Below are 21,694 nucleotides of genomic sequence, written 5' to 3'. Positions count from 1 at the left end.
GCTGATTGAAAAAATTAATATTCCTAAAGGAGGACGATCAAATGGAAAATAAGTATGTTTCATTAATACCGGTCCATGTGCATGAGGTATACGAAAAGACGGACAAAACACCTTACGGGATTGAAATGCTTGAAGCCCCGAAAGTCTGGGACGCCTCAAACAGGGGGGAAAGAACCGTAATCGCTGTGCTGGACACAGGGTGTGATACGAATCATCCAGATTTAAAAGACCGCATCATCGACGGCCGGAATTTCACAGACGACTTTGGTGCCGAGCCGGATCATTTTGAAGATAATAATGGACATGGAACCCATGTATCAGGTACAATCGCAGCTTCTTTAAATGGAGAAGGGGTCGCAGGAATGGCACCTGAAGCCAGTATCCTCGCAGTAAAAGTGTTATCCGGAAAAGGCAGCGGCCGCTATGACTGGATTATAAACGGCATCAAATATGCAGTTGACTGGCGCGGCCCGAATGGGGAAAAGGCCAGGGTCATTTCCATGTCGCTGGGAGGCAGTGAAGACTATCCAGAGCTGCACAAAGCTATCCAGAAAGCTGTGCAAAGCGGCATCCTCGTTGTTTGTGCAGCCGGAAACAGCGGAGATGGAAGCCATGATTCACCGGAATATGCCTATCCGGGCGCATATCCGGAAGTCGTGCAGGTTGGCGCCGTTGACAAAGACATGAAGCCTGCGCCGTTTTCCAATACGAATGCTCATATCGATCTTGTCGCTCCAGGCGTAAAGGTTGTCTCCACTTACCCGGATGGAAAATACGCCAGTTTATCGGGGACTTCGATGGCAGCACCGCATATTTCCGGAGCAGCTGCCCTCTTGATCACTGAACTGGAAAAACGGATGAAACGCGAGCTGACGGAAGCCGAAATCTATGCCCAGCTTTGCAAGCATGCAACGGCCCTGGGGTATGAACCGGCATTTGAGGGCTACGGCCTGCCGCGTCTCCATTCAAGCAGGCAATGCTACAGCGGTCTGCTGAATCAGCCTGATACGATCACAACTGCTCAATGAGGAAGTTCGCAATGCCGGCAAATTAAAAAGCTTCAAGGTTATTCCTAAGCAGTTCTAGATAACGATGGGAAACAATAGGTATATCATTTCAAATCGGGTATGAAATCTGTGCGGTTTCATACTCGGTTATTTGTTATATCGGGTTTTCAATTAGTGAGGTTACAAGTGAAATAGCATACCAAATAACAGAAGGATAACAGTTAAAAAACATAAAGAGGAATAAGGATTATAGAATGATATGGCGTTTCAAAACGGGGAGTTGATTTCCGCTGCAGGGGCTCGCTTTCCGCGGGGCGGGCGGTGAGCCTCCTCATCGCTATCGCTCTTGCGGGGTCTCACCTGTCCCGCTGCTCCCGTCGGAGTCGAGCCCCTTCCGCTCCAATCAACTTGCACGTGAACAGATATCCCGCTTTTATTTTGTTCAACCAGTAGTTTGGATAAAATCGAGTAATCCTGCTCCGTTTTCTTTTGAATGTAGAGGAGCCTCTATTGCTATTAAAAATAATTGTTTAATTCAATCCTTTTTTCTGAAGCCATCTTGGATGATAAGGCCTTATTTGAAAGGGTGTTGAATGTTCAACGTGGCGATGGACACCTCATCAAAGTTATTCAATAATTTTTGCAAACTTATTGTTTTAAAACTGAGTGGATTGGAGCGGAAGGTATGAGACTCCTCGAAAATAAAAACCAATTTTCTTCGTGCGGTGTCAATTCGAAGAAGCTTTTCAGTGTCCTTCTGGTGAGCGAAAGGAAACAGGAACAGATGTCGCACTTGTGCTCGTGATGAAAGCGAATGCCGGCAGAGGAAAGGAACAGACAATCTCCAGAATGGCCTGCTGTCATTTTCAAAAATTTTCACTCCGTTTATTGTATTTGTGGAACAATCCGCAACAAAAGAAAACTCAGAGCCACATACACTCTGAGTTTTCTTTTGTGTTTCAAACGGGGAATTTAACGATTTTGCCTGTTACTTTACTTTTTCCGGCAATGACTACTCTGCTTCGTTCAGCTATACCTAAAGCCTTTTCAGCATTCTTACTCAAGAACATCCTTCACCATTTTTAAAACCTCATCAAATTTATCGGCAGTCATCCGCTTTGTCGAAATATTATATTGGGACGTATGATAGGAACTGATCAAAACGGGGAGTTTTGTTCCAAAGCGGTGGATGCCGCCATGGGTGAACTTCAGGCCTTTTACTTCCGCGCCCATTTCCCTTAACACCTTTTTTGCTTCTGCAAACGCCTTGCCGCCAAGAGCCAGAATGACTTTGCAGTTATCCAGGAGGCGGATTTCTTCCTCAAGAAACGGCCGGCAGGCTGAAAACTCACTGGCAACCGGCTTATTATCAGGCGGGGCGCATTTCACCGCATTTGTAATATAGACATTTTTCAACTTCAGGACAGCTTCCATTTCAACTGGAGCATTCCGGTCAATAAAACGATGGCGTTCAAGTGCTTCATACAGGAAGCCGCCGGCTGAGTCCCCTGTGAACGGAAGTCCGGTCCGATTCGCTCCGTGCGCGCCAGGAGCAAGGCCAAGAATGAGTACTTCCGAATTTCCCGGACCAAAACCCGGTACCGGCTTCCCCCAATAGGGTTCCCCTTCGTATCGTTTTTCCGCACCTTCCCTTGTTATACACCATTCCCTCAGTCTTGGGCATCTGCTGCAGGAAACCACCCGGGTGTGCAAGTTTGTCAACGGCATATCAAATCTCCCAATCAAGTAAACTTTTTATGTTTTTGATTGTAACATACCCAATGACCTTAACTCGCAGGTAACGTTTCTTTGATTTCCCGCCCGAATTCCATTGATTCTAGCACCTTTTCTTCCGAACAATTCAAAAATGCTGCAATTTCTTTGATGGTAGGAGATTTCTCATTGTTCTCTTTATACCTGACCGCAAACCCTTCAATCACTTTGATCCTTTCCCCGTGACCCACGATCTTCATCCTCCCGTTCATTCTTAATAGGAAAATAATAACAGGTCTTTGTGAACATTTGTTGAACAAGTTGTGACAATTAAGGTAACTTTTTTATTTCCTGCTTCTCCTTTATGACCGTTATCCCCCGCACACCCATCCATCATGCCATCATACGATACGGTATCAAGGTAGATAGGGTGATGAACATGTTCTTCTTTAATAGCGGTGCGGAGATTGAGTTTCCAGACGACCACAATCCGCATCGTTCTTCAAACATCGAATGGTGGTACTTTTTTACGCATTTTCAGAGTTCAATCGGAAAAACGTATGCCATGATGGGCTCTTTTTTCAGGCTAGGGGAATTCCCTTTCCCGAAAGGCCATTACCTCATCTATTCACTGATTGATTTGGAGGGAAAACTCCACCGGCCTGCTTCCTTCTATGATAAATGGACAAAATGCTATATGATTGCGGGTTATATGCCGCTTTATCTGCTTACCCATCCGTTTGATGCTGACATGTGGAAACAATACTTTACATTAGTAAGAGGAAAAGAACCTTTTCCGCATAAGCGGATGCACAGGGTAAAGGTGGACACATCACCGGTACGGCTCATTTACGGGAAATCCGGCCTGACCTTTATCAATAAAAACAGTTTTGAAGTTCAGTTGAAAGATGAAAATATGGAAGGCACTTTCACGTTTATCCCTGAAAAAGACCCATCTTTAATCGGAGGGACAGGAAGGCCCGATGACTTGTATTACTACTCGATGACCGATATCAAAGTGAAAGGGCAACTGATGCACAAAGATGGCACTTCTGAGACTTTGGAAGGGCAGGGGTGGTTCGATCATCAATGGGGCAGGGATTACTCGCTCATGTTCAACCGCGGCTGGAATTGGTTCGGCATCCAGCTTGATGATGGACGGGAACTTCTGGTCAATGGATTTCACAAAAATGGCCAGCTGGAAAGAGGGACATCCATGGCCAATGTCATTGAAAAAGATGGATCAGTCCGTTTCACAAGAAATGTCACCTTCCAAAATGGTTCATTGTGGCAAAACTCGAAAACAGGCGCACAATACCCGCTCAGCTGGCAAATTCACATCCCCGACTGGAAGATGGAATTGAACGTCTCTGCTGCTTTTCCCAGCCAGGAAATGCCGGTGCTCGGCCCCCTGAAAGCCATTTGGGAAGGGGCATGCACTGTCACCGGCAAGGAAGGGACAGCCGGCACTCTTTCTGGAAAGGCATTTATGGAACTTGTCGGCTATGCGGACTGATATATGTGTTTCCCGTGCCTATAAATAGAAGAACGAGACATTTATAGGCACGGAAACAGGGGGCGCGTGCCTATATACAGTGGAACGAACCATTTATAAGAACGGAAACAGAGGACGCGTGCCTATATACAGTGGAACGAACCATTTATAGGCACGGAAACGGAGGGCGCGTGCCTATATACAGTGGAACGAACCATTTATAGGCACGGAAACGGAGGACGCGTGCCTATATACAGTGAAACAAACCATTTATAGGCACGGAAACGGAGGGCGCGTGCCTATATACAGTGGAACGAACCATTTATAAGCACGGCACCGGATTCCCGTGCCTATAAACAGTTGAATATCAAAATATAAGTACAGAATCTTTAAAATAAGAAAAACCTTGCAGGACAAGGTTTTTCTTATTGGCTATTTCTACAGGATAGGTTAACTGAAACTGCCGTAAAAGGATGATTATTAAATGTGGACGCTGCGGTAAGATTCTGCCGCTTTCTTGAAATCACTAAACAGCGAAGACCAGCGCGGTTCACGGGTATATATTTGTTCGGGGTGGAACTGCATGCCGAACACCCATGCATTCTGTTCGCTTTCAATGGCTTCAATCACGCCATCGCCGGCAGACCATGCTGCCGCTTTCAGCCCGGGCCCGACATTCGCCACGATTTGCCGATGGCGTGAATTCACCATGACGGTTTCCGGCCCCACAATTGCCGAAAGCCTGCTATGCTTGTTCAAAATGATAAAATGGGTCGGTTCATGGCCGGGAATCCCGCGGATTTCCTGATGGTGCGTTGAATCCTGTAAATTTGTCAGGGTTCCCCCGTGACATTCATTCAGCATTTGCATTCCCCTGCATACACCGAGGATCGGCATATCCATTTTTAATGCAGATTGAAGTAACGAGAGTTCGAATGAAAACCGTTCTTTCCCGGTTTGTCCCAGCTTTGGATTCGAAGGCAGCTTTTTTTCCAGATTCAAATATCCTCCGCCTGCCATCAGTAGACCGTCAAGCCGGGCGAGATAATCGGGAAGATCATCGTGATGGTTAAGGACAGGGATGATAACCGGGTTCATGCCGTGATGTTCCAATGCACGAATATAATCCCGCTCCACATAAAGCAGCGGATGCTCCGGATATAAGTCATATTGACGCCCTTCATCAACATGGACCGTAACACCAATCCAGGGTTTCACTTCATATTCACATCCTGTCATCCTGAATTAAAGAGCCTTTTCAACTCCAGCATAAGCTTCATCGATTTCCTTCTCGACCGCTTCGGATTCAGATTTCAATGTCAAACTGTGTTCCTGTTTCACATACGTATACAAGAGGCCTGCAACCATAGCAATCGCTGCCAGGCGGATTCCCCACGTCATGATTTGGCCGCCGAGAATCGCAATGGATTCGCCCGCCGATCCTCCAATCAGAAACGATACACCAAACATTCCTGCTACTCCGACACCAAGGGTCATTGTGACAAACGCAATCCATCCGTAAAGGTTTTCAAATAAACTGATCAATTTTTTTTGCATATAAACACCTCCAGGTTATAGTCCGACAATAGGCAGCAGCCCTGTCAACAGCAGCATACTCAACAATACATGCAAGAGAATCCAGACAAGTGCCAGCTTAGATGTTTCCTTGAAGCCGGAGCCCGCTATTCCCATCGCGACAAACAAACCGAGTGCAAGCGGCGGAGTCATCCCTTCAAGTGCACCTGTCATGGCAGGCAGCAGTACTGCAAACAGTACCGGATCGCCGCCAAGCGAACCGAAAGCCGCAATCATCGCACCGCCAAGAATGGCAATCTGGGCCGACCCCGGAAGTACCATTCCAAGTATCATAAAAAACAGCGGCAGAATCACAATCATCAGCGGAACAGTCATTCCTAACGAAACAAACCAATCACGGACAACCTGCTCCATGCCCATGCCGGCAAAAACTTGCGAAGTCGCATAAGCCATATAAATGGTCACGCCGATCGGCACTACTTTTTGAAGCGAACCTTTTAAAGTTGTAATCATCTGCCCGATATTTGTTTCAGACCCCGAGAAAAACGCTTTCTTTCCGATTCCTATCGCATAAGCACCGGCCAAACCTGGAGTGAACATCAGTACGGAAGAAGAAAAGGCCGCAGCTCCATCCTCGCCTATACGTGATATAATCATGTCTTTGAACTGAGCATCTGCAAATAAAGGTATAAAAATCAGCGCCGGCAGGACCAGTGCAGGCCAGCCAATTTTTAGGCTTTTTGAAAACTTTGGAATATCTTCATTCGCAATCGGCTTTACCTTGTAGTATTTGCACATGCCCCATAATGTGAGCCAGCGCTGCAGGAAAAACCAAAATCCAACGGCGTAAGCGACGACAAACCACTGACTCAGCGATATGCTGCCGGGACTTATTCCTTCCAATATCCCAAAGGTGAGAAGAACAATACCGGAAGGCGGAATGATGTTTCCGAGCATACTTGCCGACATTTCCGTTGTGGCGGCAAGCTTGGCAGGATATCCCGCTTTTTTCATAGTTGGGATTGTGAAAACACCTGTCGCGGCAACATTTCCAGGTCCTGTACCGGAAAGGGAGGCCATAAACGTACTGCCTAAAAGAGATACATAACCTGCTCCTCCCCTGAACCTTCCGACGACGGATAACATCAAATTGATGATTCGTTCGACAACTCTGGTCGCATCAAAAATCACAGCAACCACCATAAAAGCAAAGATCGCATAAAACAAACTGCTTGTCGACGGATACAGCAACGAAGACCAGAACATCTCGAATTGACCGGAAACCAAAATAATGAACAAAAACGAGAATGTCATGACTTCATACATCGGCCGCTTAAATCCGACAAAAAGAATGGCAACAAAAGCGACCAAACCGATCAAATAAAAAATTGGCAAAGGAACTCCCATCATATCGGCCACCTCCATAAAAAAGCGTTTTCATTTTACATGTAAAAAAATCTCCACCCGGGCTGATAAACAACTTTCTCACTATGATTAACTGGTTATATCATGTCATGTTAAAATGAATTATATCAGATTTTTTAAAATAATCAAATAACTTTTTGCGTCTAGCTTGCTGGTATTTGTTAACAGCCGTGGAGTTTTCTTATTTTTCTATACATTGTTATAATGATTTAAAATACTTTTAAAAACAGTTGGTGATGAAACGATGAATCTCGATCGCAGCAGTTCAACTCCTTTATACATCCAGTTAAAAGACCTGTTATCAAACAAAATCAAAACAGGCGAACTGACACCTGAACAGCAAATTCCTTCCGAAAGGGAGCTCGGGCAGGAATATAACGTAAGCAGAATCACTGTAAGGCAGGCAATCAACCTCGCTGTAAATGAAGGGCTGCTTTATCGAAGCCATGGGAAGGGGACGTTCGTTGCCAGTCCCACCATTAAACAGGAATTAACGAAGATTAATAGTTTTCAATCTACACTGACCCAACAGTGCCTTGTTGCTTCTACAGAAATCGTAAAAGCAGACACGGTTTTGACCGATTTTCAATTATCTACTCTTTTACACACGAAAATGATGGATAAAGTCGCAAATCTGCAGCTGATCGGGTATGGTGACATGCTCCCGATTGTGTTCTATGATAGTTTCTTTCCGATGGATGTCGGTGAACAGATCATCAAGGCAGCCCGTCTGGAAAAAGAACATGACCGGCCTTTCTCCACCCTGGATTTATACGGAAAAATCCCTGATATCACGCCAACCCATATGGAGCAAACATTTGAAGCAGTGCTTTCTGATGAATACATTTCTTCTTTTCTGAGACTGAAGAAAACGGCCCCGATATTTAAAGTCACCTCCATCTTCTATGCCGGTAACCAGCCCATTGAATATCGCACAGCGTACTATAAGGGAGATAAGTATAAATTTTTCATCACCCGGACAACGAGTTGAATCCCCAGGGATTTGACTCTTTTTAATTTTCAGAATTGACAATAAAATAAAACGGCATTATAATGTGGCTTAACTGGTTATAACATGTCATGTTGAATTGAATTCAGGAGGGGAACATTAATGAAAAAAGAACTTCGCATCGTATGTCCAAATGGACATCTGGGATTTGCCCCGACGAAAGAAGAAAGTTTTAAAATAGCCGCTGCCACAAAACCCGACTATTATTGCTGTGATTCCGGCAGTGACGATATTGGTGCGACCGCTTTAGGTGCAGACCGTTCCGTAAGCATGCGGAAATGGCAGAAGCATGATTTGGAGCTCATGCTGCTTGCTGCAAGGGAACAGGGAGTTCCGATGATCATTGGTTCAGCGGGTGACAGCGGGTCGAACAGCCGGGTTGATATGTATGTTGAACTAATCAGGGAAATTGCCGAGGAACATAACCTTCCTCCTTTTAAACTGGCTTATTTTTATTCAGAAGTCGAAAAGGAAGAAATTGAAGAGAAAATGGAACAGGGCATTGCAATTGAGGGTCTTGATGGGCGTGATCCCCTTTCAAAAGAAGACCTGGACAAAACAACACGCATCGTAGCAGTTGCCGGCGTCCATCCGTTTATCAAGGCGCTCGATATGGGCGCTGACGTCATCATTGGCGGCCGTTCCAGCGACAGTGCCATTTTCGCTGCTCCCGCCATCAGGGAAGGTTTTCCCGAGCATCTTGCTTACTATCTCGGCAAAGTGCTTGAATGTGCATCTTTCTGTGCAGAACCATATGGCGCCAAAGAGAGTGTCATTGGAACCATCACCCATGAAGATGTGAAAGTGACCGCCATGCATCCGGACCAGCGCTGTACGATTGCTTCAGTCGCAGGCCATGCCATGTACGAACGGTCCAATCCTTACTATGAATATGTCGCAGGCGGAATGCTCGACATGACCGATTGTGTATACGAGCAATATGATGAAAAAACAACCCGAATTACTGGAACGAAATTTGTCCCTATCGAAGGAAAAGTGAAAGTGAAGCTTGAAGGATCGGGGAAAAACGGCGAAAAGTACATCGGCATCGCCGGAATCCGCGACCCTTATACGATTAAAAATATCGATAAAGTCATTGAACTTGCTGAACAGCAAACGGCAGAAGAATTCATAGACGAAGATTACAAAATCAGCTTCCGGGTGTTCGGAAAAAATGGTGTCATGGGCGACCTGGAACCAGTAAAAGAAATCAAATCACATGAACTATGCATCATCGTCGAAGGAATTGCGGACACGAAAGAAACCGCTGAAGCGCTCACCCTTTTCGGCACACGCCAGATTTTTTATGCACGGCTTCCTGAAGTAAAAGGAACAGCGGGTACCGCTTCCTTTATCGTCGATGATGTGCTGCCAGCAACAGCATCTTATTCATGGACACTCAACCATACGATCCCGGTTGACTCCCCGCTTGAGCTGTTTGATGTGAACGTGACGACAATCGGAGAACCGATCGAGGTTTAAAAAGGAGGCAAATACAATGGAAACAAAAACATTAAATGAACTTGCCAAAACGATCCGAAGCAAAAATGCCGGCACAGATAAAATCACGTTTGACATCATTTTCAAAGAGAAAGACAAATACGAGCTTGTAAAAAACAGCAAATCGATTTCCCGGCAGACCATCGCAGCTCTATTCAACATTGAAGAAGAAAGAATCACGGATTTTGTGGAATTCGACCCTGCCAATGCCATCAAATTCACTATCAAACGGACCAACCCGAGCGGCGACCCGGGCGAAGGCGACATTTTCGGATCGCAGCAGTATCCGCCGCTGCTTGATATTGAAGTGCCGGCAGAGCCTGTGCACTAAGAAAAGATAAAAACAGCTTTGTCATACCTTGATGCTAATTTGGATTGAAAAACATAGGAGAGAGCCTCCCTGCGGTAATACGGATGGGCGGAAAGGGAGCCGATTCCTGTAATCAGAATGTGGAAGATCTTCATAATATAAAAAGGGGCTGGCCTGAATCGTCATGACGTATGACCTTCAGGACAGCCCCTTTGCTGTCGAATATATGTATAGCAATTTTAAAAATGGCGGCCCCGACAGGATTCGAACCTGTGACGCACGGTTTAGGAAACCGACGCTCTATCCCCTGAGCTACGGAGCCATGTTATAATCAGCTTTTTCGGACACAGGAACTATTATACATCAATTGGCTATACTTTTAAAGAGTCACAAACAGATTTTAACTATGTCAACATATATTATTATTTACCAGATCCTGATACAATATATAGTATATAGTATAGAAAAAAGGTTTCACATGCTTTTTTCTTATTTTCCTATTTTCCGGAAGTCGGATATGCTACAATTATGCATGTTGACATTCGTCATATATTGGGCAAAACAGACAAATTTCGCAAGAACGACCGGTTTACAGATAGGAGGGGCAGCCGGTGAAAGATACACCGTTTATTACAGTTGAAGGACCAATCGGGGTAGGTAAAACTTCACTTACAAAAGCGATTGCCGATCATTTTCAATTTCATACATTAAAAGAGATTGTTGAGGAAAACCCATTTCTCGGCAAATTCTACGATAACATTGAAGAATGGAGCTTCCAGACAGAGATGTTTTTCCTCTGCAATCGCTATAAACAGCTTGAAGATATTGATCGGCTTTATTTGAAGCAAAACAAACCGGTTGTAGCCGATTACCATATTTTCAAGAACCTGATTTTTGCGGAACGCACGCTGAAACCGTATCAGTACGATAAATACATCAAAATTTACAATACACTGACCGAAGATATGCCGAAACCGAATGTAATCATTTACCTGCATGCCGACCTTGACACTTTGCTGGAACGGATCAGCATGAGAGGCCGGGATATCGAGAAGAACATCGACCCCCAATATTTGAAACAGCTATCGGAGGATTACGACGTGTTCATGGATAGCTTTCAAAAAAGGCATCCTGATGTACCGGTCATCACCTTCAACGGGGACAGCCTTGATTTCGTCCTTAACAAGGATGACTTGCAGTACATACTCACGACGCTTGAAGAAACCTTAAAAAAGGGAGAAATTCACGTATGATCTCATTAACTGAAAATAAAACGTTCACGATACCGAAAGATGCGGTCATCACCGTCGCCGGAACAGTCGGCGTCGGCAAATCCACGATGACAAAGTCCCTTGCAAAGGCGCTTGGCTTCCGGACATCATTTGAAAAAGTCGATAACAACCCATACCTTGATTCTTTTTACAGTGACTTTGAACGCTGGAGCTTCCACTTGCAAGTATACTTCCTGGCCGAACGGTTCAAAGAACAGAAAAAAATCTTCGAATACGGCGGCGGCTTCATCCAGGACCGTTCCATCTATGAAGATACGGGCATCTTCGCCAAAATGCATTACGAAAAAGGAACAATGTCAGCAGTCGATTACGAAACTTACACAAACCTGTTTGAAGCCATGGTCATGACTCCTTACTTCCCGCATCCCGACCTGCTCATTTACCTTGAAGGGTCACTGGATGACATCATTGACCGTATCAAGGAACGGGGCCGTCCGATGGAACAGCAGACACCGCTTGCCTACTGGCAGGAAATGCACGAACGGTATGAACGCTGGATCGATAATTTCAATGCGTGCCCGGTCCTGCGCTTGAATATCAATGAATATGACTTGCTGAATAATGAAGAATCCGTTGAGCAAATCCTTCAGCGCATCTCCAAACATATGGAACAGACACAGCACTTGCGCAAGAGGTAAGAAAAGGCATCCTGAGCAAGTGGTCCTGGATAGCATGTAAAATCAAGCACAAAAACAAATAGCAAACAAAACACCTGGAGACGAAAATCCAGGTGTTTTGTTTTGTATTCAACTACATGGTTTTTAAAAAAAGAGATTCTGCACCTGTTCTACTGATGACTGAAATTAGAAAACCGAAAGAAATTGTTCTAACTGAGTGGATTGGAGCGGAAGGCATTCGACTCCTGCGGGAATAGCGAACAGGGAAGACCCCGCAGGCGCGAATAGCGCCGAGGAGGCTTCCCGATCGCCCCGCGGAAAGCGAATGCCTGGAGCGGAAAGGAACGGATAAGCATCAGAAGACCAAATTCCCTTCTACCAAAATCCTGTATTTATAAAAAATCAAATAAAAAAATCCGTTACCCGAAAGTAACGAATCAAAAGAAAAATCTCCAATTTTATGCGCAATTGAGTCATTTTTTGAGATGGCGGAGGAAGAGGGATTCGAACCCCCGCGGGCCGCAAAGCCCCTGTCGGTTTTCAAGACCGATCCCTTCAGCCAGACTTGGGTATTCCTCCGTTTTCGACAAAAATTAATATATCACAGGGTAATTCACGATGTCAACAACCCAGGAGCATAAATGCCTGGCAAGTTTCTGCAAACAGACCGCTATGCAGCGTCGAAGAGAGGTCCTGGACTTATTCATACATGAGTTTCTTTTTAAAGAGAAAGGAGGGGGAAGTCCCCCTCCTAATCATTATCCCTTTTGAATCACTTCTTTATTCCCCATATAAGGGCGAAGGACTTCTGGAATGACGACACTTCCGTCTTCCTGCTGATAATTTTCCAGAATGGCGGCAACCGTACGGCCGATCGCAAGTCCGGATCCATTCAGAGTGTGGACATGCTCCGGCTTTGCGTTTGCTTCCGGACGATAGCGGATATTCGCGCGTCTTGCCTGGAAGCTTTCGAAGTTGCTGCAAGAAGAGATTTCACGGTATGTTTCATAGCTAGGAATCCATACCTCGATATCATATTTCTTTGCCGCCGTGAATCCAAGATCAGCTGTGCACATGCTCATGACCCGATATGGAAGCTTCAAAAGCTGCAGCACTTTTTCAGCATGCCCTGTCAGCTCCTCAAGCGCCGCGTAGGAATCTTCCGGTTTCACAAAGCGGACAAGTTCCACTTTATTGAACTGGTGCTGTCGGATTAATCCGCGCGTATCACGGCCCGCTGAACCTGCTTCAGAACGGAAACAGGCGCTGTATGCGACATAGTTTTTCGGTAAATCTCCAGCATCAAGAATCTCATCACGGTGATAGTTCGTGACTGGGACCTCAGCTGTCGGAATAAGAAAATAATCTTCCTCACGGATTTTGAAGGCGTCCTCTTCAAACTTCGGCAGCTGGCCTGTTCCGGTCATGCTTGCCCTATTTACCATGTAAGGCGGCAGCATTTCCTCATAACCGTGTTCATCATGATGCAGATCCATCATGAAATTCAGCAGGGCCCGCTCCAGCCTGGCCCCAAGTCCCTTATAAAAGACAAAGCGGCTTCCCGTCACTTTAGATGCACGTTCAAAGTCGAGGATGTCAAGCTCACCGGCAATATCCCAGTGCGGTTGCGCTTCAAAATCAAACTCGCGGACCTCTCCCCATGTACGGACAGTGACATTTTCATCTTCACTATCCCCAACCGGCACGGATTCGTGAGGGATGTTCGGAACGGTCAGCATGATCATTTCCAATTTCTCTTCAACCTGACGCAGTTCTTCATCCAGTTTTTTGACAGCATCCCCGACTTCCCGCATTTCGGCAATCAGGTCATCCGCATCTTTTTTCTCCCGTTTCATGACAGAAATTTGCTTGGATACCTCATTTCGCTTGCTCTTCAATTCTTCGGTTTCCTGAATCAATTTCCGGCGTTTTTCATCCAGCTCAGGGAATCGGTCGAAATTGGAGAGGTCTTCCCCCCTGTGCTTCAGTTTGTGCTTGATGTCTTCAAAGTTCGCTCTTACAAATTTGATATCGAGCATGATTCCTTCCTCCTTTTCGTTCTTTTACAAAAGGGTATGTCAGATCTACTTGTTGTTATAAAGGGCTCAAAAGATGATCCTTCGGCCGAGTTCCTGCGGGATTCCGCTGATTCCCCTGTCTTATTAACAAACCCAGCCTACAAACAAAAAACTCCCGTCCCTATGGTAAAAGGGACGGGAGTGTATTCCCGCGTTGCCACCCTGATTGAAGGCATATGAATGCCTCCCTCTCTGGCTTTTGATAACGGCTGGAATTGCCGAAAATGCCTACTCATGATTCAGCATTTTTGCTCAGGGACGGATTCACAGTGTATTTTTACCGGTTTGCACCAGCCACCGGCTCTCTGTAAAAAAACTACAGCTGTTACTGATTCCCCTCATCGCTTTCGTTCGCTTATAATTTGTATTTCATAATGTACTACAATCGGCACAAAAATGCAACATTTTCATTAAAACAGCATGTTAAGCAGCCATCCGGCCATTTTATACAGATTGTTTTTCTTTAGCTTCTTCGACCATCTTCACGAAGTATGCGGTGAAGCGATGATCATCGGTCAATTCCGGATGGAAGGAACAGGCCAAATAATGTCCCTGTCTGACCGCTACAATTCTGTCATTATGCTTGGAAAGCACATCAACCTCGCTGCCGACTTCAAGAACATATGGAGCACGGATGAAGACACCGATATAGTCATCGGCAACTCCTTCAATCATAAGTTCTGCTTCAAAGCTTTCACGCTGACGTCCGAATGCGTTCCGTTCGACCTTCATATCCATCAATTCAAGATGGGCGTAATCCTGGCCGGCAATGTCTTTTGCCAGCAAAATAAGGCCTGCACATGTGCCGAAGATCGGCTTGCCGTTCTCGCCAAATTGCTTCAGCGGTTCAAGAAACTGATATTTATCAATCAACCGGCGCATTGTCGTACTTTCCCCGCCGGGAACGATCAGTCCGTCAAGGCCGTCCAATTGTTCGACACGTTTTACGACGATCGCTTCTGCGCCGGATGCTTCAAGGGAACGAACATGCTCACGTACAGCGCCCTGAAGCCCGAGTACACCTATTTTAGCCATCTTGCTGTCTCCTTTATACAAGCTGTTAAATTACCAGCCGCGCTCCTGCATGCGCTGCTCTGGCAGAAGGGAAGAGATTTCGATGCCCTGCATCGCTGTTCCAAGCCCTTTGGAAAGTTCTCCGATCAGTTTATAATCTTCATAATGGGTAGTCGCTTCAACAATCGCACGGGCAAACTTTTCCGGCTTGTCGGATTTGAAAATGCCTGATCCCACAAATACGCCGTCAGCACCAAGCTGCATCATTAATGCTGCATCGGCAGGTGTTGCGATTCCGCCGGCGGCAAAGTTGACGACCGGCAGCTTTCCTTCACGATGGATTTGAAGCATAAGCTCATAAGGAGCACCAAGGTTTTTCGCTTCAGTCATCAATTCATCTTCACTCATATTGGCAACTTTTCGGATTTGCCCCTGAACCATACGCATATGGCGGACCGCTTCAACGATATTGCCTGTTCCCGGCTCACCTTTCGTACGGAGCATGGAAGCACCTTCGGCAATTCGGCGTGTCGCTTCGCCAATGTCGCGGCAGCCGCAGACAAATGGAACAGTGAAATCACGCTTATTGGTATGGTACACTTCATCAGCTGGCGTAAGCACTTCACTTTCATCAATATAATCTACACCCATAGCTTCGAGTACGCGGGCTTCGACAACATGCCCGATACGGGACTTCGCCATAACCGGAATGGATACGGCATTCATGACTTCTTCAATAATTCGCGGATCTGCCATACGGGCTACACCGCCGGCGGCACGAATATCGGCCGGAACACGCTCAAGCGCCATGACTGCCACAGCACCGGCTTCTTCAGCAATTTTCGCCTGTTCTGCATTGACTACGTCCATGATGACGCCGCCTTTTTGCATCTCTGCCATTCCGCGTTTTACGCGGTCAGTACCTGTTGATTGAGACATCTATAATTCCCCCTATATGTAGATGATGTTGAATTTCCACGTCTGATTTTTACAGGAATTATCCTGCCCGACGAATTCACTTGATATTTATTTTAACTCAAATTGTCCAAAAATCCTATTTTTTTATACAAAGTTTGTCTCCTCATCCTATAAGGACCTTGTATTAAAACAAGAAAAGCGCAAGGCGTATGCTTATGTCGGTAGCCGCTAGGGCTCGCAGCTGGACAATAATCTTCCTTGAAAAACCTATACTTTCTTACCCATTGAAAAATCCCCCGCTTAGCGGGGGATTCCATTTAAAACCAGCCTTTTACAGTATCTGCAGCACTTGACCAAATATCACCGAAAAACCCGCCGACTCCCCTCATTGCAAGGGCAAACCAGTTTGCTTTTTCAACGCTTTCTGTCGTGACAAGCGGCACAGACTCATTTGCTGAACCTTTTTTCGTCAAATAACCGTAATCATTTTCACCCGAATACTTCAGCACAACCTTGCCTACTTTTTCTCCTTCTTCAAGCGGAGCTGTCAATTCGCCTTCTTCTGTCAGTTTGTCTTCGTTTAGAGCATACTCAGCACTGTATTTATCGTCTTCACCCTTACGGATAACAGAGGTAAGGGCCTTTTCGGCTTCCACTTTAACATTGTTCTCTTTTCCTTTTACAACTGGCACCTCTGATTTTCCTTTTATCTGATACCCGGCTGGAAACAGCTCTTTTGAATCGAAGCCGCTGAATCCGTAATCCAGAAGTTTTTTGGTCTGGGTGAACCTTTCACTATAGGAAGACGTCTTCATGACTACGGAAATAAGCCTCATACCGTCCCGTTTTGCGGTACTTGTAAATGAGTATCCCGCCAGGCTCGTGGAACCAGTTTTAATACCATCGACACCTTCATAATCAAACTGTGGTTCAATCGATCCGGGAATCATCCAGTTCCAGTTGTCCATTTTTGTCATATCATCTGTTCCATCACGGAACTTTTTAATCGGGATACTCGCAATCTCAATCACATCGGGATAATCCTTGATCAAGTGGTAGGCAAGCTTCGCTGTCCCTCTGGCAGTAATCATGGTTTCCTCATCAGGACGCGTTCCTTCCGGATGATTACCAAGCAAATCGGAGTTATTCAAACCTGTCGTATTGACAAATTTGAAGTCACCAAGATCCATTTCCTTACCTTTTTCATTCATCATCTTCACAAAATTGCTTTCACTGCCGGCCACTAGTTCAGCAAGGGCAATCGTCGCGCCATTCGCTGAATAAATCGCCATCGCTTCATAAAGTTCACGGACACTATATTTCTCTTCAATCCTGAGCGGAACATTCGATAAGTCTGTATTCTGGGAAATTTCATGAGCATACTGGCTTATGCTCGTTTTCTGGTCCCATTCAATTTGATTTTTTTCAATCGCATCACGAACAAGATATTCTGTCATCATTTTTGTCATACTTGCCGGCGGCAGCGGTTTATCCGCATCCTTTTCATAAAGGATTTTTCCGGAAGCAGCATCGACAAGGATAGCTGATTCGGCACTAAGTTCAAGCTCACCTGCTGCCTTGGCTGGTGCAGCACTTCCAAAAACTATACTTAACATGAAAATTGTTATCAAACTCAAAATAAACGATTGCTTTGTTCGCATTTGTATATTCGTTCCCCTTTAGCTTTTAATTCAACAAACGTAATTTTATCACAGAAATCGACAAAAAAATAGAGCATGAGGAAGTTCCTCATGCTCTATTGGAAAAAATGCGAAATTAGACCGAGTAATTCGGCGCTTCTTTTGTGATTTGGACATCATGCGGATGACTTTCCCGCAAACCTGCGTTTGTAATACGGACGAATTTACCGTTTTCGCGCAGGTCTTTTGTTCCACAATATCCCATTCCGGAACGGAGACCGCCAAGCAGCTGGTAAATGGAATCAGCAAGCGGTCCTTTATAAGCGACACGGCCCTCGATTCCTTCCGGTACGAATTTTTGATTATTTTCCTGGAAATAACGGTCTTTACTGCCGCGTTCCATGGAAGCGATCGATCCCATGCCGCGATAGACTTTGAACTGCCTTCCCTGGAAAATTTCCGTCTCGCCCGGGCTTTCCTCAACTCCGGCAAACAGGCTGCCGAGCATGACTGCATTGCCTCCGGCTGCAAGTGCTTTTACAATATCCCCTGAATACTTGATGCCGCCGTCCGCAATAACCGGGACGCCGTGTTTCCGTGCCTCTGTTGCACAATCGTAAACCGCAGTAATCTGAGGAACCCCTACACCCGCAACAACCCTTGTTGTACAGATGGATCCGGGACCGATGCCGACCTTTACGATATTGGCACCCGCTTCAATAAGGGCCCGGGTTCCTTCCGGCGTTGCGACGTTTCCGGCAATAATATCCAGATCAGGATATTTGGCGCGAAGTTCCGCCACTTGATTGAGGACACCGCGTGAATGGCCGTGGGCAGTATCAATAACAAGCGCATCGACTCCAGCTTCAACAAGCTTCTCGGCACGAAGCATCGCATCCGCAGTGACACCCAGTGCAGCTGCTGCTAGTAATCGTCCCTGTTTGTCTTTGGCCGCATTCGGAAATTCGATTACTTTCTCGATATCCTTAATTGTAATCAAGCCTTTTAATACGCCTTCATCATCAACGAGCGGAAGCTTTTCGATTTTATACTGCTGGAGAATTTTTTCCGCTTCCTCAAGCGTCGTGCCGACAGAAGCCGTTACAAGGTTTTCTTTCGTCATCACATCTGCGATTTGGATGGAATAATCCTGGATGAAACGCAGATCACGGTTCGTCAAAATGCCGCAAAGTTTCCGTTCCTCTACATTGTTCACGATCGGCACTCCGGAAATCCGATACTTGCCCATCAAATGTTCCGCATCAAAAACCTGATGTTCGGGAGTAAGGAAAAATGGGTTTGTAATAACCCCGCTTTCCGAGCGTTTTACCCGATCAACTTGCTCAGCCTGTTCTTCAATGGACATGTTTTTGTGAATGACACCAAGACCGCCCTGTCTAGCCATGGCAATGGCCATTTTCGCTTCCGTGACAGTGTCCATTCCCGCACTGATAAACGGGATGTTCAAAACCAATGTTTCACTCAATTCCGTTCGGATACTTACATCCCGAGGCAGTACTTCAGACTCGGCTGGCACAAGCAACACATCATCAAACGTAAGTCCTTCTTTTGAGAACTTCTTCTCCCACATTACCCGATCAGCCCTCTCCTTTAATTATTTCCTGAAAATATTATTAGTAGCTTATCAATTGGTTAAACTACTGTCAAGAAAGGTTAAATAAGTTTAATTATTCAGAATAGGTCAGACATGTTAGGGGGGAGGATTCAATTGTTGGATCGAAAAAATATATGGAAATCATATTCAGTTTTTCAATCCGCAGCAAACTCCCAAATTTTTTTGCAGCGATATTATGAATGGGAGAACCGCAAAGACACGGTATCATTAAGTTACGATAATTGCTATACCTTCATTTATTATCTGCAGCATGGAAGAACCTATTACGAGCAGGCTAAAATTGCGCCGCTCTCCATCCAGCCTGTCCTGCTGTTCTACGGAATGGTGCATTTGATAAAGGCATGCGTCCTGCTTTCCGATCCTTTTTATCCTGCATCTTCAAGTGTTCTCGCTCACGGCGTTTCGACACGAAAGCGCAAAAAGAAAAACTATGTATTTCTCGAAGATGAAGTGAAAATCCAAAAAGAAGGCCTGTTCACTCATTTTTCCGACAAAATGTTTCACATGAAACATTTAGAAGGTGAGAAGTATACCATGGGACAACTATTGAGAAGGCTGCCGGAGTTAAGCGATTTGTTTCTTTTCCAGAAAAATAAACCCCATCAGTATTTAATAGGTTCAGCCTTTGATACAGAGTATTACATACCAGCTGCGATTTTGGATGATTTAAAGATGACTGCCGGTCGGTTCAGTTCCTTTCTACAAAAACAAATGACCAAAAAAACCGACGTCCAATACTCTCCTGAAAACGACTCGATTCGCATTAATTGCCAAACTCCTGTAAAGCGGTATGCCTCCCATCCATTTATGTATAACTTTGATATGCATACCATGCACATCGGAACAGAAAAGCCGTTGTATGAACCGTTTCCCGAACTTCTTATCCACTACCTGATTCTGTATAACCTGAGCATGATCTGCAGGTATGAAACAGAATGGTGGAATGAACTGCTTCATAACTTTGAAACCAGTGATTTCCCGTTCATCCAGCAATTTCTATCGCTGACAGCCAACAAAGTGCCCTTTCTCATTTTTGAGTTTTTACTCGACCAGAAGAATTTTTCACTTGCAGGACAGGAAGAACGGCACTAATAAAAAAGAACGGCTGTTTACTATTAAAATTCAAAAAGCACCTATTCAACGGGGTATAGTTAGGAGTTTTGTTTTGATTTCCTGAATCTTATCCTTTCCTGCTTCCCTCCGGTCGCATTCACAGTGTCTTCTTTGCCGCAGGGCGTTCGGCATGCCTTCCGTTCTAATCCACTCAATTGTAATTACTTTAAAGGAAAAGTATTGAAAACTGGCACTTCTTTTCACGCACCAGTTGATTGGGGCCAAAGGGGCTCGACTCCTCGTAAATGCTCCTCATTTCCTTCGTGCGGTAGCTGATTCGAGAAAGCTTGTTCAATTGTCCTGCGGGAACAGCGGGACAGGGGAGACCCCGCCAGAGCGCCAGTGATGTGAAGGCACACCGCCCGACCCGCGGAAAGCGAGTCCCTGCAGCTGAAATCAACTTCCCGTTCCAGATGTTATAAAGAACCGAATCTTAACAAAAACCCTAATACGGCTGAGAAAATAATCTAGTAACAGCAATCTATTAAATGCCCTTTTTTCTATTATTGTGATATTTGCTTACAGCATGTCTGCTATATTTACATACATTAGTTCTGTAAGGTCCTTACAATCCTGTTAGATAGATAAAGGAGGGATATGAATATGGACTTTAACCTGGTGATATTTTTGATTGCTGTCGTTTTGCTTGTTGCCCTGCTGTTGGCAGCGCTTTTAGGAGCGGATCAGGAGCCTATCAGAAATGCCCTTTGTGAAACGATTGGCTGCTAATGTTTACAGGTGCTGATTAACAAATTGGCCGGCAGCTGGTCTGATCCCTGGAATTTATCTTCCAGGGGTTTTTCCTTCTTTATAGTTCATTTCCAGGCACAAAATAGCCTGGCCTGAGTTCACTTTTAAAAATTGAATGAAAAGGAGTATGTAAAATGATTTCGAACGACGAAAATAATAATGGAAGTTCCTCATCCAAGAGTGAAGGCACCGATTTATCATCGGCTAACATGGATGTCCTTATGGGAACTGTGACAAATCTGATTAAGGATATATCGATGGCTGATACTCTCCGGCGCACTGCGAAAACAGAATCTGCTTCTCAACCATCATCAGAACAATTAATGCCTATCCAGAAGCAACTTCAGGAAATAGCCGGGCACCTTGCAGATATAAAGCAAGAACTCCAGCAAATGAAAGAACAAAAAAAAGAAAAAGGCTGGTTCTTTTAATGAAAGGTTATCAAGCAATTGAGGGATTATGGTTGTTTGGTGAAGGGGAAGTGCCAGGTATTCTCTGAAGGTCATCCAGTGGGTCAATTCCTGGCACTTTTTGCGATCACGGAATGGTTTTACAGGTGATGGTTATGTGGCAATTTGGGCAGAAAAAATCCGGTTGAGTGAATCAGCCGGGTATGGGGTGAAAATCCTTTGCGGAATGAT

General features: G+C 45.2%; 20 protein-coding genes, 2 tRNA genes and 1 other annotated feature. Of the genes, 10 read left to right on the top strand and 12 right to left on the bottom strand.

Features of this window, described 5'->3' with window-relative positions; translation table 11 throughout:
- Window positions 1-41 precede the first annotated feature (41 nt).
- Complete coding sequence (locus A4U59_RS19710) at window positions 42-1,028, top strand: S8 family peptidase (protein WP_070121779.1); 987 nt, start codon at window positions 42-44, stop codon at window positions 1,026-1,028.
- Window positions 1,029-2,063: 1,035 nt separating this feature from the next.
- Here A4U59_RS19710 and A4U59_RS19705 read toward each other — a convergent pair.
- Window positions 2,064-2,735: a uracil-DNA glycosylase gene (locus tag A4U59_RS19705; protein ID WP_070121778.1), complete on the bottom strand. Its 672-nt coding sequence runs from the start codon at window positions 2,733-2,735 to the stop codon at window positions 2,064-2,066.
- A 59-nt stretch (window positions 2,736-2,794) separates the two neighbouring features.
- The gene (locus tag A4U59_RS21145) at window positions 2,795-2,980 is read right to left on the bottom strand and encodes a sigma-70 domain-containing protein (RefSeq protein WP_106406382.1); all 186 of its coding nucleotides are present in this window, start codon (window positions 2,978-2,980) and stop codon (window positions 2,795-2,797) included.
- 179 nt (window positions 2,981-3,159) lie between these two features.
- On the opposite strand from A4U59_RS21145, the gene A4U59_RS19700 reads away from it, so the two are divergent.
- Window positions 3,160-4,236, top strand: a complete 1,077-nt coding sequence (locus A4U59_RS19700) for a lipocalin family protein (RefSeq protein ID WP_070121777.1) — start codon at window positions 3,160-3,162, stop codon at window positions 4,234-4,236.
- Between the two features lie 459 nt (window positions 4,237-4,695).
- Here the strand turns inward: A4U59_RS19700 and A4U59_RS19695 are convergent, their stop codons facing one another.
- The 3 genes from A4U59_RS19695 to A4U59_RS19685 are packed head-to-tail and all read right to left on the bottom strand — an operon-like array spanning window position 4,696 to window position 7,161.
- The gene (locus A4U59_RS19695; RefSeq protein WP_070121776.1) at window positions 4,696-5,454 is read right to left on the bottom strand and encodes a gamma-glutamyl-gamma-aminobutyrate hydrolase family protein; all 759 of its coding nucleotides are present in this window, start codon (window positions 5,452-5,454) and stop codon (window positions 4,696-4,698) included.
- A 6-nt stretch (window positions 5,455-5,460) separates the two neighbouring features.
- A complete protein-coding gene (locus A4U59_RS19690; protein WP_070121775.1) occupies window positions 5,461-5,772 on the bottom strand; it encodes a hypothetical protein in 312 nt (103 codons plus the stop codon).
- Between the two features lie 15 nt (window positions 5,773-5,787).
- A complete protein-coding gene (locus tag A4U59_RS19685; RefSeq protein WP_070121774.1) occupies window positions 5,788-7,161 on the bottom strand; it encodes a TRAP transporter large permease subunit in 1,374 nt (457 codons plus the stop codon).
- Window positions 7,162-7,420: 259 nt separating this feature from the next.
- Between A4U59_RS19685 and A4U59_RS19680 the strand changes: the two genes are divergently transcribed.
- The 3 genes from A4U59_RS19680 (at window position 7,421) to A4U59_RS19670 (ending at window position 10,016) form a co-directional block, all read left to right on the top strand.
- Window positions 7,421-8,167 carry a GntR family transcriptional regulator gene (locus A4U59_RS19680; protein WP_070121773.1) on the top strand — a complete coding sequence of 249 codons (747 nt, stop codon included), beginning with the start codon at window positions 7,421-7,423 and terminating at the stop codon, window positions 8,165-8,167.
- Between the two features lie 120 nt (window positions 8,168-8,287).
- Window positions 8,288-9,667: an acyclic terpene utilization AtuA family protein gene (locus A4U59_RS19675; RefSeq protein ID WP_070121772.1), complete on the top strand. Its 1,380-nt coding sequence runs from the start codon at window positions 8,288-8,290 to the stop codon at window positions 9,665-9,667.
- Window positions 9,668-9,683: 16 nt separating this feature from the next.
- The gene (locus A4U59_RS19670) at window positions 9,684-10,016 is read left to right on the top strand and encodes a DUF4387 domain-containing protein (RefSeq protein ID WP_070121771.1); all 333 of its coding nucleotides are present in this window, start codon (window positions 9,684-9,686) and stop codon (window positions 10,014-10,016) included.
- Window positions 10,017-10,241: 225 nt separating this feature from the next.
- Here A4U59_RS19670 and A4U59_RS19665 read toward each other — a convergent pair.
- Window positions 10,242-10,317, bottom strand: a tRNA-Arg gene (locus A4U59_RS19665).
- Between the two features lie 289 nt (window positions 10,318-10,606).
- Here A4U59_RS19665 and A4U59_RS19660 point away from each other — a divergent pair.
- Window positions 10,607-11,248 (top strand): deoxynucleoside kinase, encoded by a 642-nt coding sequence (locus tag A4U59_RS19660; RefSeq protein WP_070121770.1) that lies wholly within the window; start codon window positions 10,607-10,609, stop codon window positions 11,246-11,248.
- A complete protein-coding gene (locus A4U59_RS19655) occupies window positions 11,245-11,925 on the top strand; it encodes a deoxynucleoside kinase (protein WP_070121769.1) in 681 nt (226 codons plus the stop codon). The genes A4U59_RS19660 and A4U59_RS19655 overlap by 4 nt, the downstream gene beginning before the upstream one ends.
- 465 nt (window positions 11,926-12,390) lie before the next feature.
- On the opposite strand, the gene A4U59_RS19650 is transcribed toward A4U59_RS19655, so the two are convergent.
- From A4U59_RS19650 to guaB, 6 genes are all read right to left on the bottom strand, one after another.
- Window positions 12,391-12,483, bottom strand: a tRNA-Ser gene (locus A4U59_RS19650).
- 179 nt (window positions 12,484-12,662) lie between these two features.
- A complete protein-coding gene (gene serS / locus A4U59_RS19645) occupies window positions 12,663-13,943 on the bottom strand; it encodes a serine--tRNA ligase (RefSeq protein WP_070121768.1) in 1,281 nt (426 codons plus the stop codon).
- A 167-nt stretch (window positions 13,944-14,110) separates the two neighbouring features.
- Window positions 14,111-14,333 (bottom strand) — a binding site (T-box leader).
- Between the two features lie 93 nt (window positions 14,334-14,426).
- Entirely contained in the window at window positions 14,427-15,017 is a 591-nt protein-coding gene (gene pdxT / locus A4U59_RS19640; RefSeq protein ID WP_070121767.1) for a pyridoxal 5'-phosphate synthase glutaminase subunit PdxT, read from the bottom strand.
- A gap of 30 nt (window positions 15,018-15,047) precedes the next feature.
- Window positions 15,048-15,935, bottom strand: coding sequence for a pyridoxal 5'-phosphate synthase lyase subunit PdxS (pdxS, locus tag A4U59_RS19635; RefSeq protein WP_070121766.1), 888 nt, complete (start codon window positions 15,933-15,935; stop codon window positions 15,048-15,050).
- Window positions 15,936-16,231: 296 nt separating this feature from the next.
- Window positions 16,232-17,575, bottom strand: coding sequence for a serine hydrolase (locus A4U59_RS19630; protein ID WP_070121765.1), 1,344 nt, complete (start codon window positions 17,573-17,575; stop codon window positions 16,232-16,234).
- Between the two features lie 115 nt (window positions 17,576-17,690).
- Window positions 17,691-19,145 (bottom strand): IMP dehydrogenase, encoded by a 1,455-nt coding sequence (gene guaB, locus A4U59_RS19625; RefSeq protein WP_070121764.1) that lies wholly within the window; start codon window positions 19,143-19,145, stop codon window positions 17,691-17,693.
- Between the two features lie 141 nt (window positions 19,146-19,286).
- Here guaB and A4U59_RS19620 point away from each other — a divergent pair, with 141 nt between their 5' ends.
- From A4U59_RS19620 to A4U59_RS19610, 3 genes are all read left to right on the top strand, one after another.
- Window positions 19,287-20,282, top strand: coding sequence for a YaaC family protein (locus A4U59_RS19620; RefSeq protein WP_245680599.1), 996 nt, complete (start codon window positions 19,287-19,289; stop codon window positions 20,280-20,282).
- A gap of 624 nt (window positions 20,283-20,906) precedes the next feature.
- Window positions 20,907-21,032 carry a hypothetical protein gene (locus A4U59_RS22445; protein WP_281183873.1) on the top strand — a complete coding sequence of 42 codons (126 nt, stop codon included), beginning with the start codon at window positions 20,907-20,909 and terminating at the stop codon, window positions 21,030-21,032.
- 155 nt (window positions 21,033-21,187) lie between these two features.
- On the top strand, window positions 21,188-21,484 hold the full coding sequence (locus A4U59_RS19610) for a hypothetical protein (RefSeq protein WP_070121761.1): 297 nt from the start codon (window positions 21,188-21,190) through the stop codon (window positions 21,482-21,484).
- Window positions 21,485-21,694 lie beyond the last annotated feature (210 nt).

This window comes from Bacillus marinisedimentorum (genome assembly GCF_001644195.2).
In the GTDB taxonomy this organism is placed as follows: domain Bacteria; phylum Bacillota; class Bacilli; order Bacillales; family Bacillaceae_O; genus Bacillus_BL; species Bacillus_BL marinisedimentorum.
Note: the sequence above shows the minus strand (reverse complement) of the source record. Positions and strands in the feature narration are given on the sequence as shown.

Bases quoted from the DNA above. Each gene is read 5' to 3' on its own strand.
- A4U59_RS19670 (WP_070121771.1), top strand. From the start codon at position 9,684: ATGGAAACAAAAACATTAAATGAACTTGCCAAAACGATCCGAAGCAAA.
- serS (WP_070121768.1), bottom strand. From the start codon at position 13,943: ATGCTCGATATCAAATTTGTAAGAGCGAACTTTGAAGACATCAAGCAC.
- A4U59_RS19705 (WP_070121778.1), bottom strand. From the start codon at position 2,735: ATGCCGTTGACAAACTTGCACACCCGGGTGGTTTCCTGCAGCAGATGC.
- guaB (WP_070121764.1), bottom strand. From the start codon at position 19,145: ATGTGGGAGAAGAAGTTCTCAAAAGAAGGACTTACGTTTGATGATGTG.
- A4U59_RS19610 (WP_070121761.1), top strand. From the start codon at position 21,188: ATGATTTCGAACGACGAAAATAATAATGGAAGTTCCTCATCCAAGAGT.
- pdxS (WP_070121766.1), bottom strand. From the start codon at position 15,935: ATGTCTCAATCAACAGGTACTGACCGCGTAAAACGCGGAATGGCAGAG.
- A4U59_RS22445 (WP_281183873.1), top strand. From the start codon at position 20,907: ATGGACTTTAACCTGGTGATATTTTTGATTGCTGTCGTTTTGCTTGTT.
- A4U59_RS21145 (WP_106406382.1), bottom strand. From the start codon at position 2,980: ATGAAGATCGTGGGTCACGGGGAAAGGATCAAAGTGATTGAAGGGTTT.
- A4U59_RS19690 (WP_070121775.1), bottom strand. From the start codon at position 5,772: ATGCAAAAAAAATTGATCAGTTTATTTGAAAACCTTTACGGATGGATT.
- A4U59_RS19695 (WP_070121776.1), bottom strand. From the start codon at position 5,454: ATGACAGGATGTGAATATGAAGTGAAACCCTGGATTGGTGTTACGGTC.
- A4U59_RS19685 (WP_070121774.1), bottom strand. From the start codon at position 7,161: ATGATGGGAGTTCCTTTGCCAATTTTTTATTTGATCGGTTTGGTCGCT.
- A4U59_RS19680 (WP_070121773.1), top strand. From the start codon at position 7,421: ATGAATCTCGATCGCAGCAGTTCAACTCCTTTATACATCCAGTTAAAA.
- A4U59_RS19630 (WP_070121765.1), bottom strand. From the start codon at position 17,575: ATGCGAACAAAGCAATCGTTTATTTTGAGTTTGATAACAATTTTCATG.
- A4U59_RS19655 (WP_070121769.1), top strand. From the start codon at position 11,245: ATGATCTCATTAACTGAAAATAAAACGTTCACGATACCGAAAGATGCG.
- A4U59_RS19700 (WP_070121777.1), top strand. From the start codon at position 3,160: ATGTTCTTCTTTAATAGCGGTGCGGAGATTGAGTTTCCAGACGACCAC.
- A4U59_RS19675 (WP_070121772.1), top strand. From the start codon at position 8,288: ATGAAAAAAGAACTTCGCATCGTATGTCCAAATGGACATCTGGGATTT.
- A4U59_RS19710 (WP_070121779.1), top strand. From the start codon at position 42: ATGGAAAATAAGTATGTTTCATTAATACCGGTCCATGTGCATGAGGTA.
- pdxT (WP_070121767.1), bottom strand. From the start codon at position 15,017: ATGGCTAAAATAGGTGTACTCGGGCTTCAGGGCGCTGTACGTGAGCAT.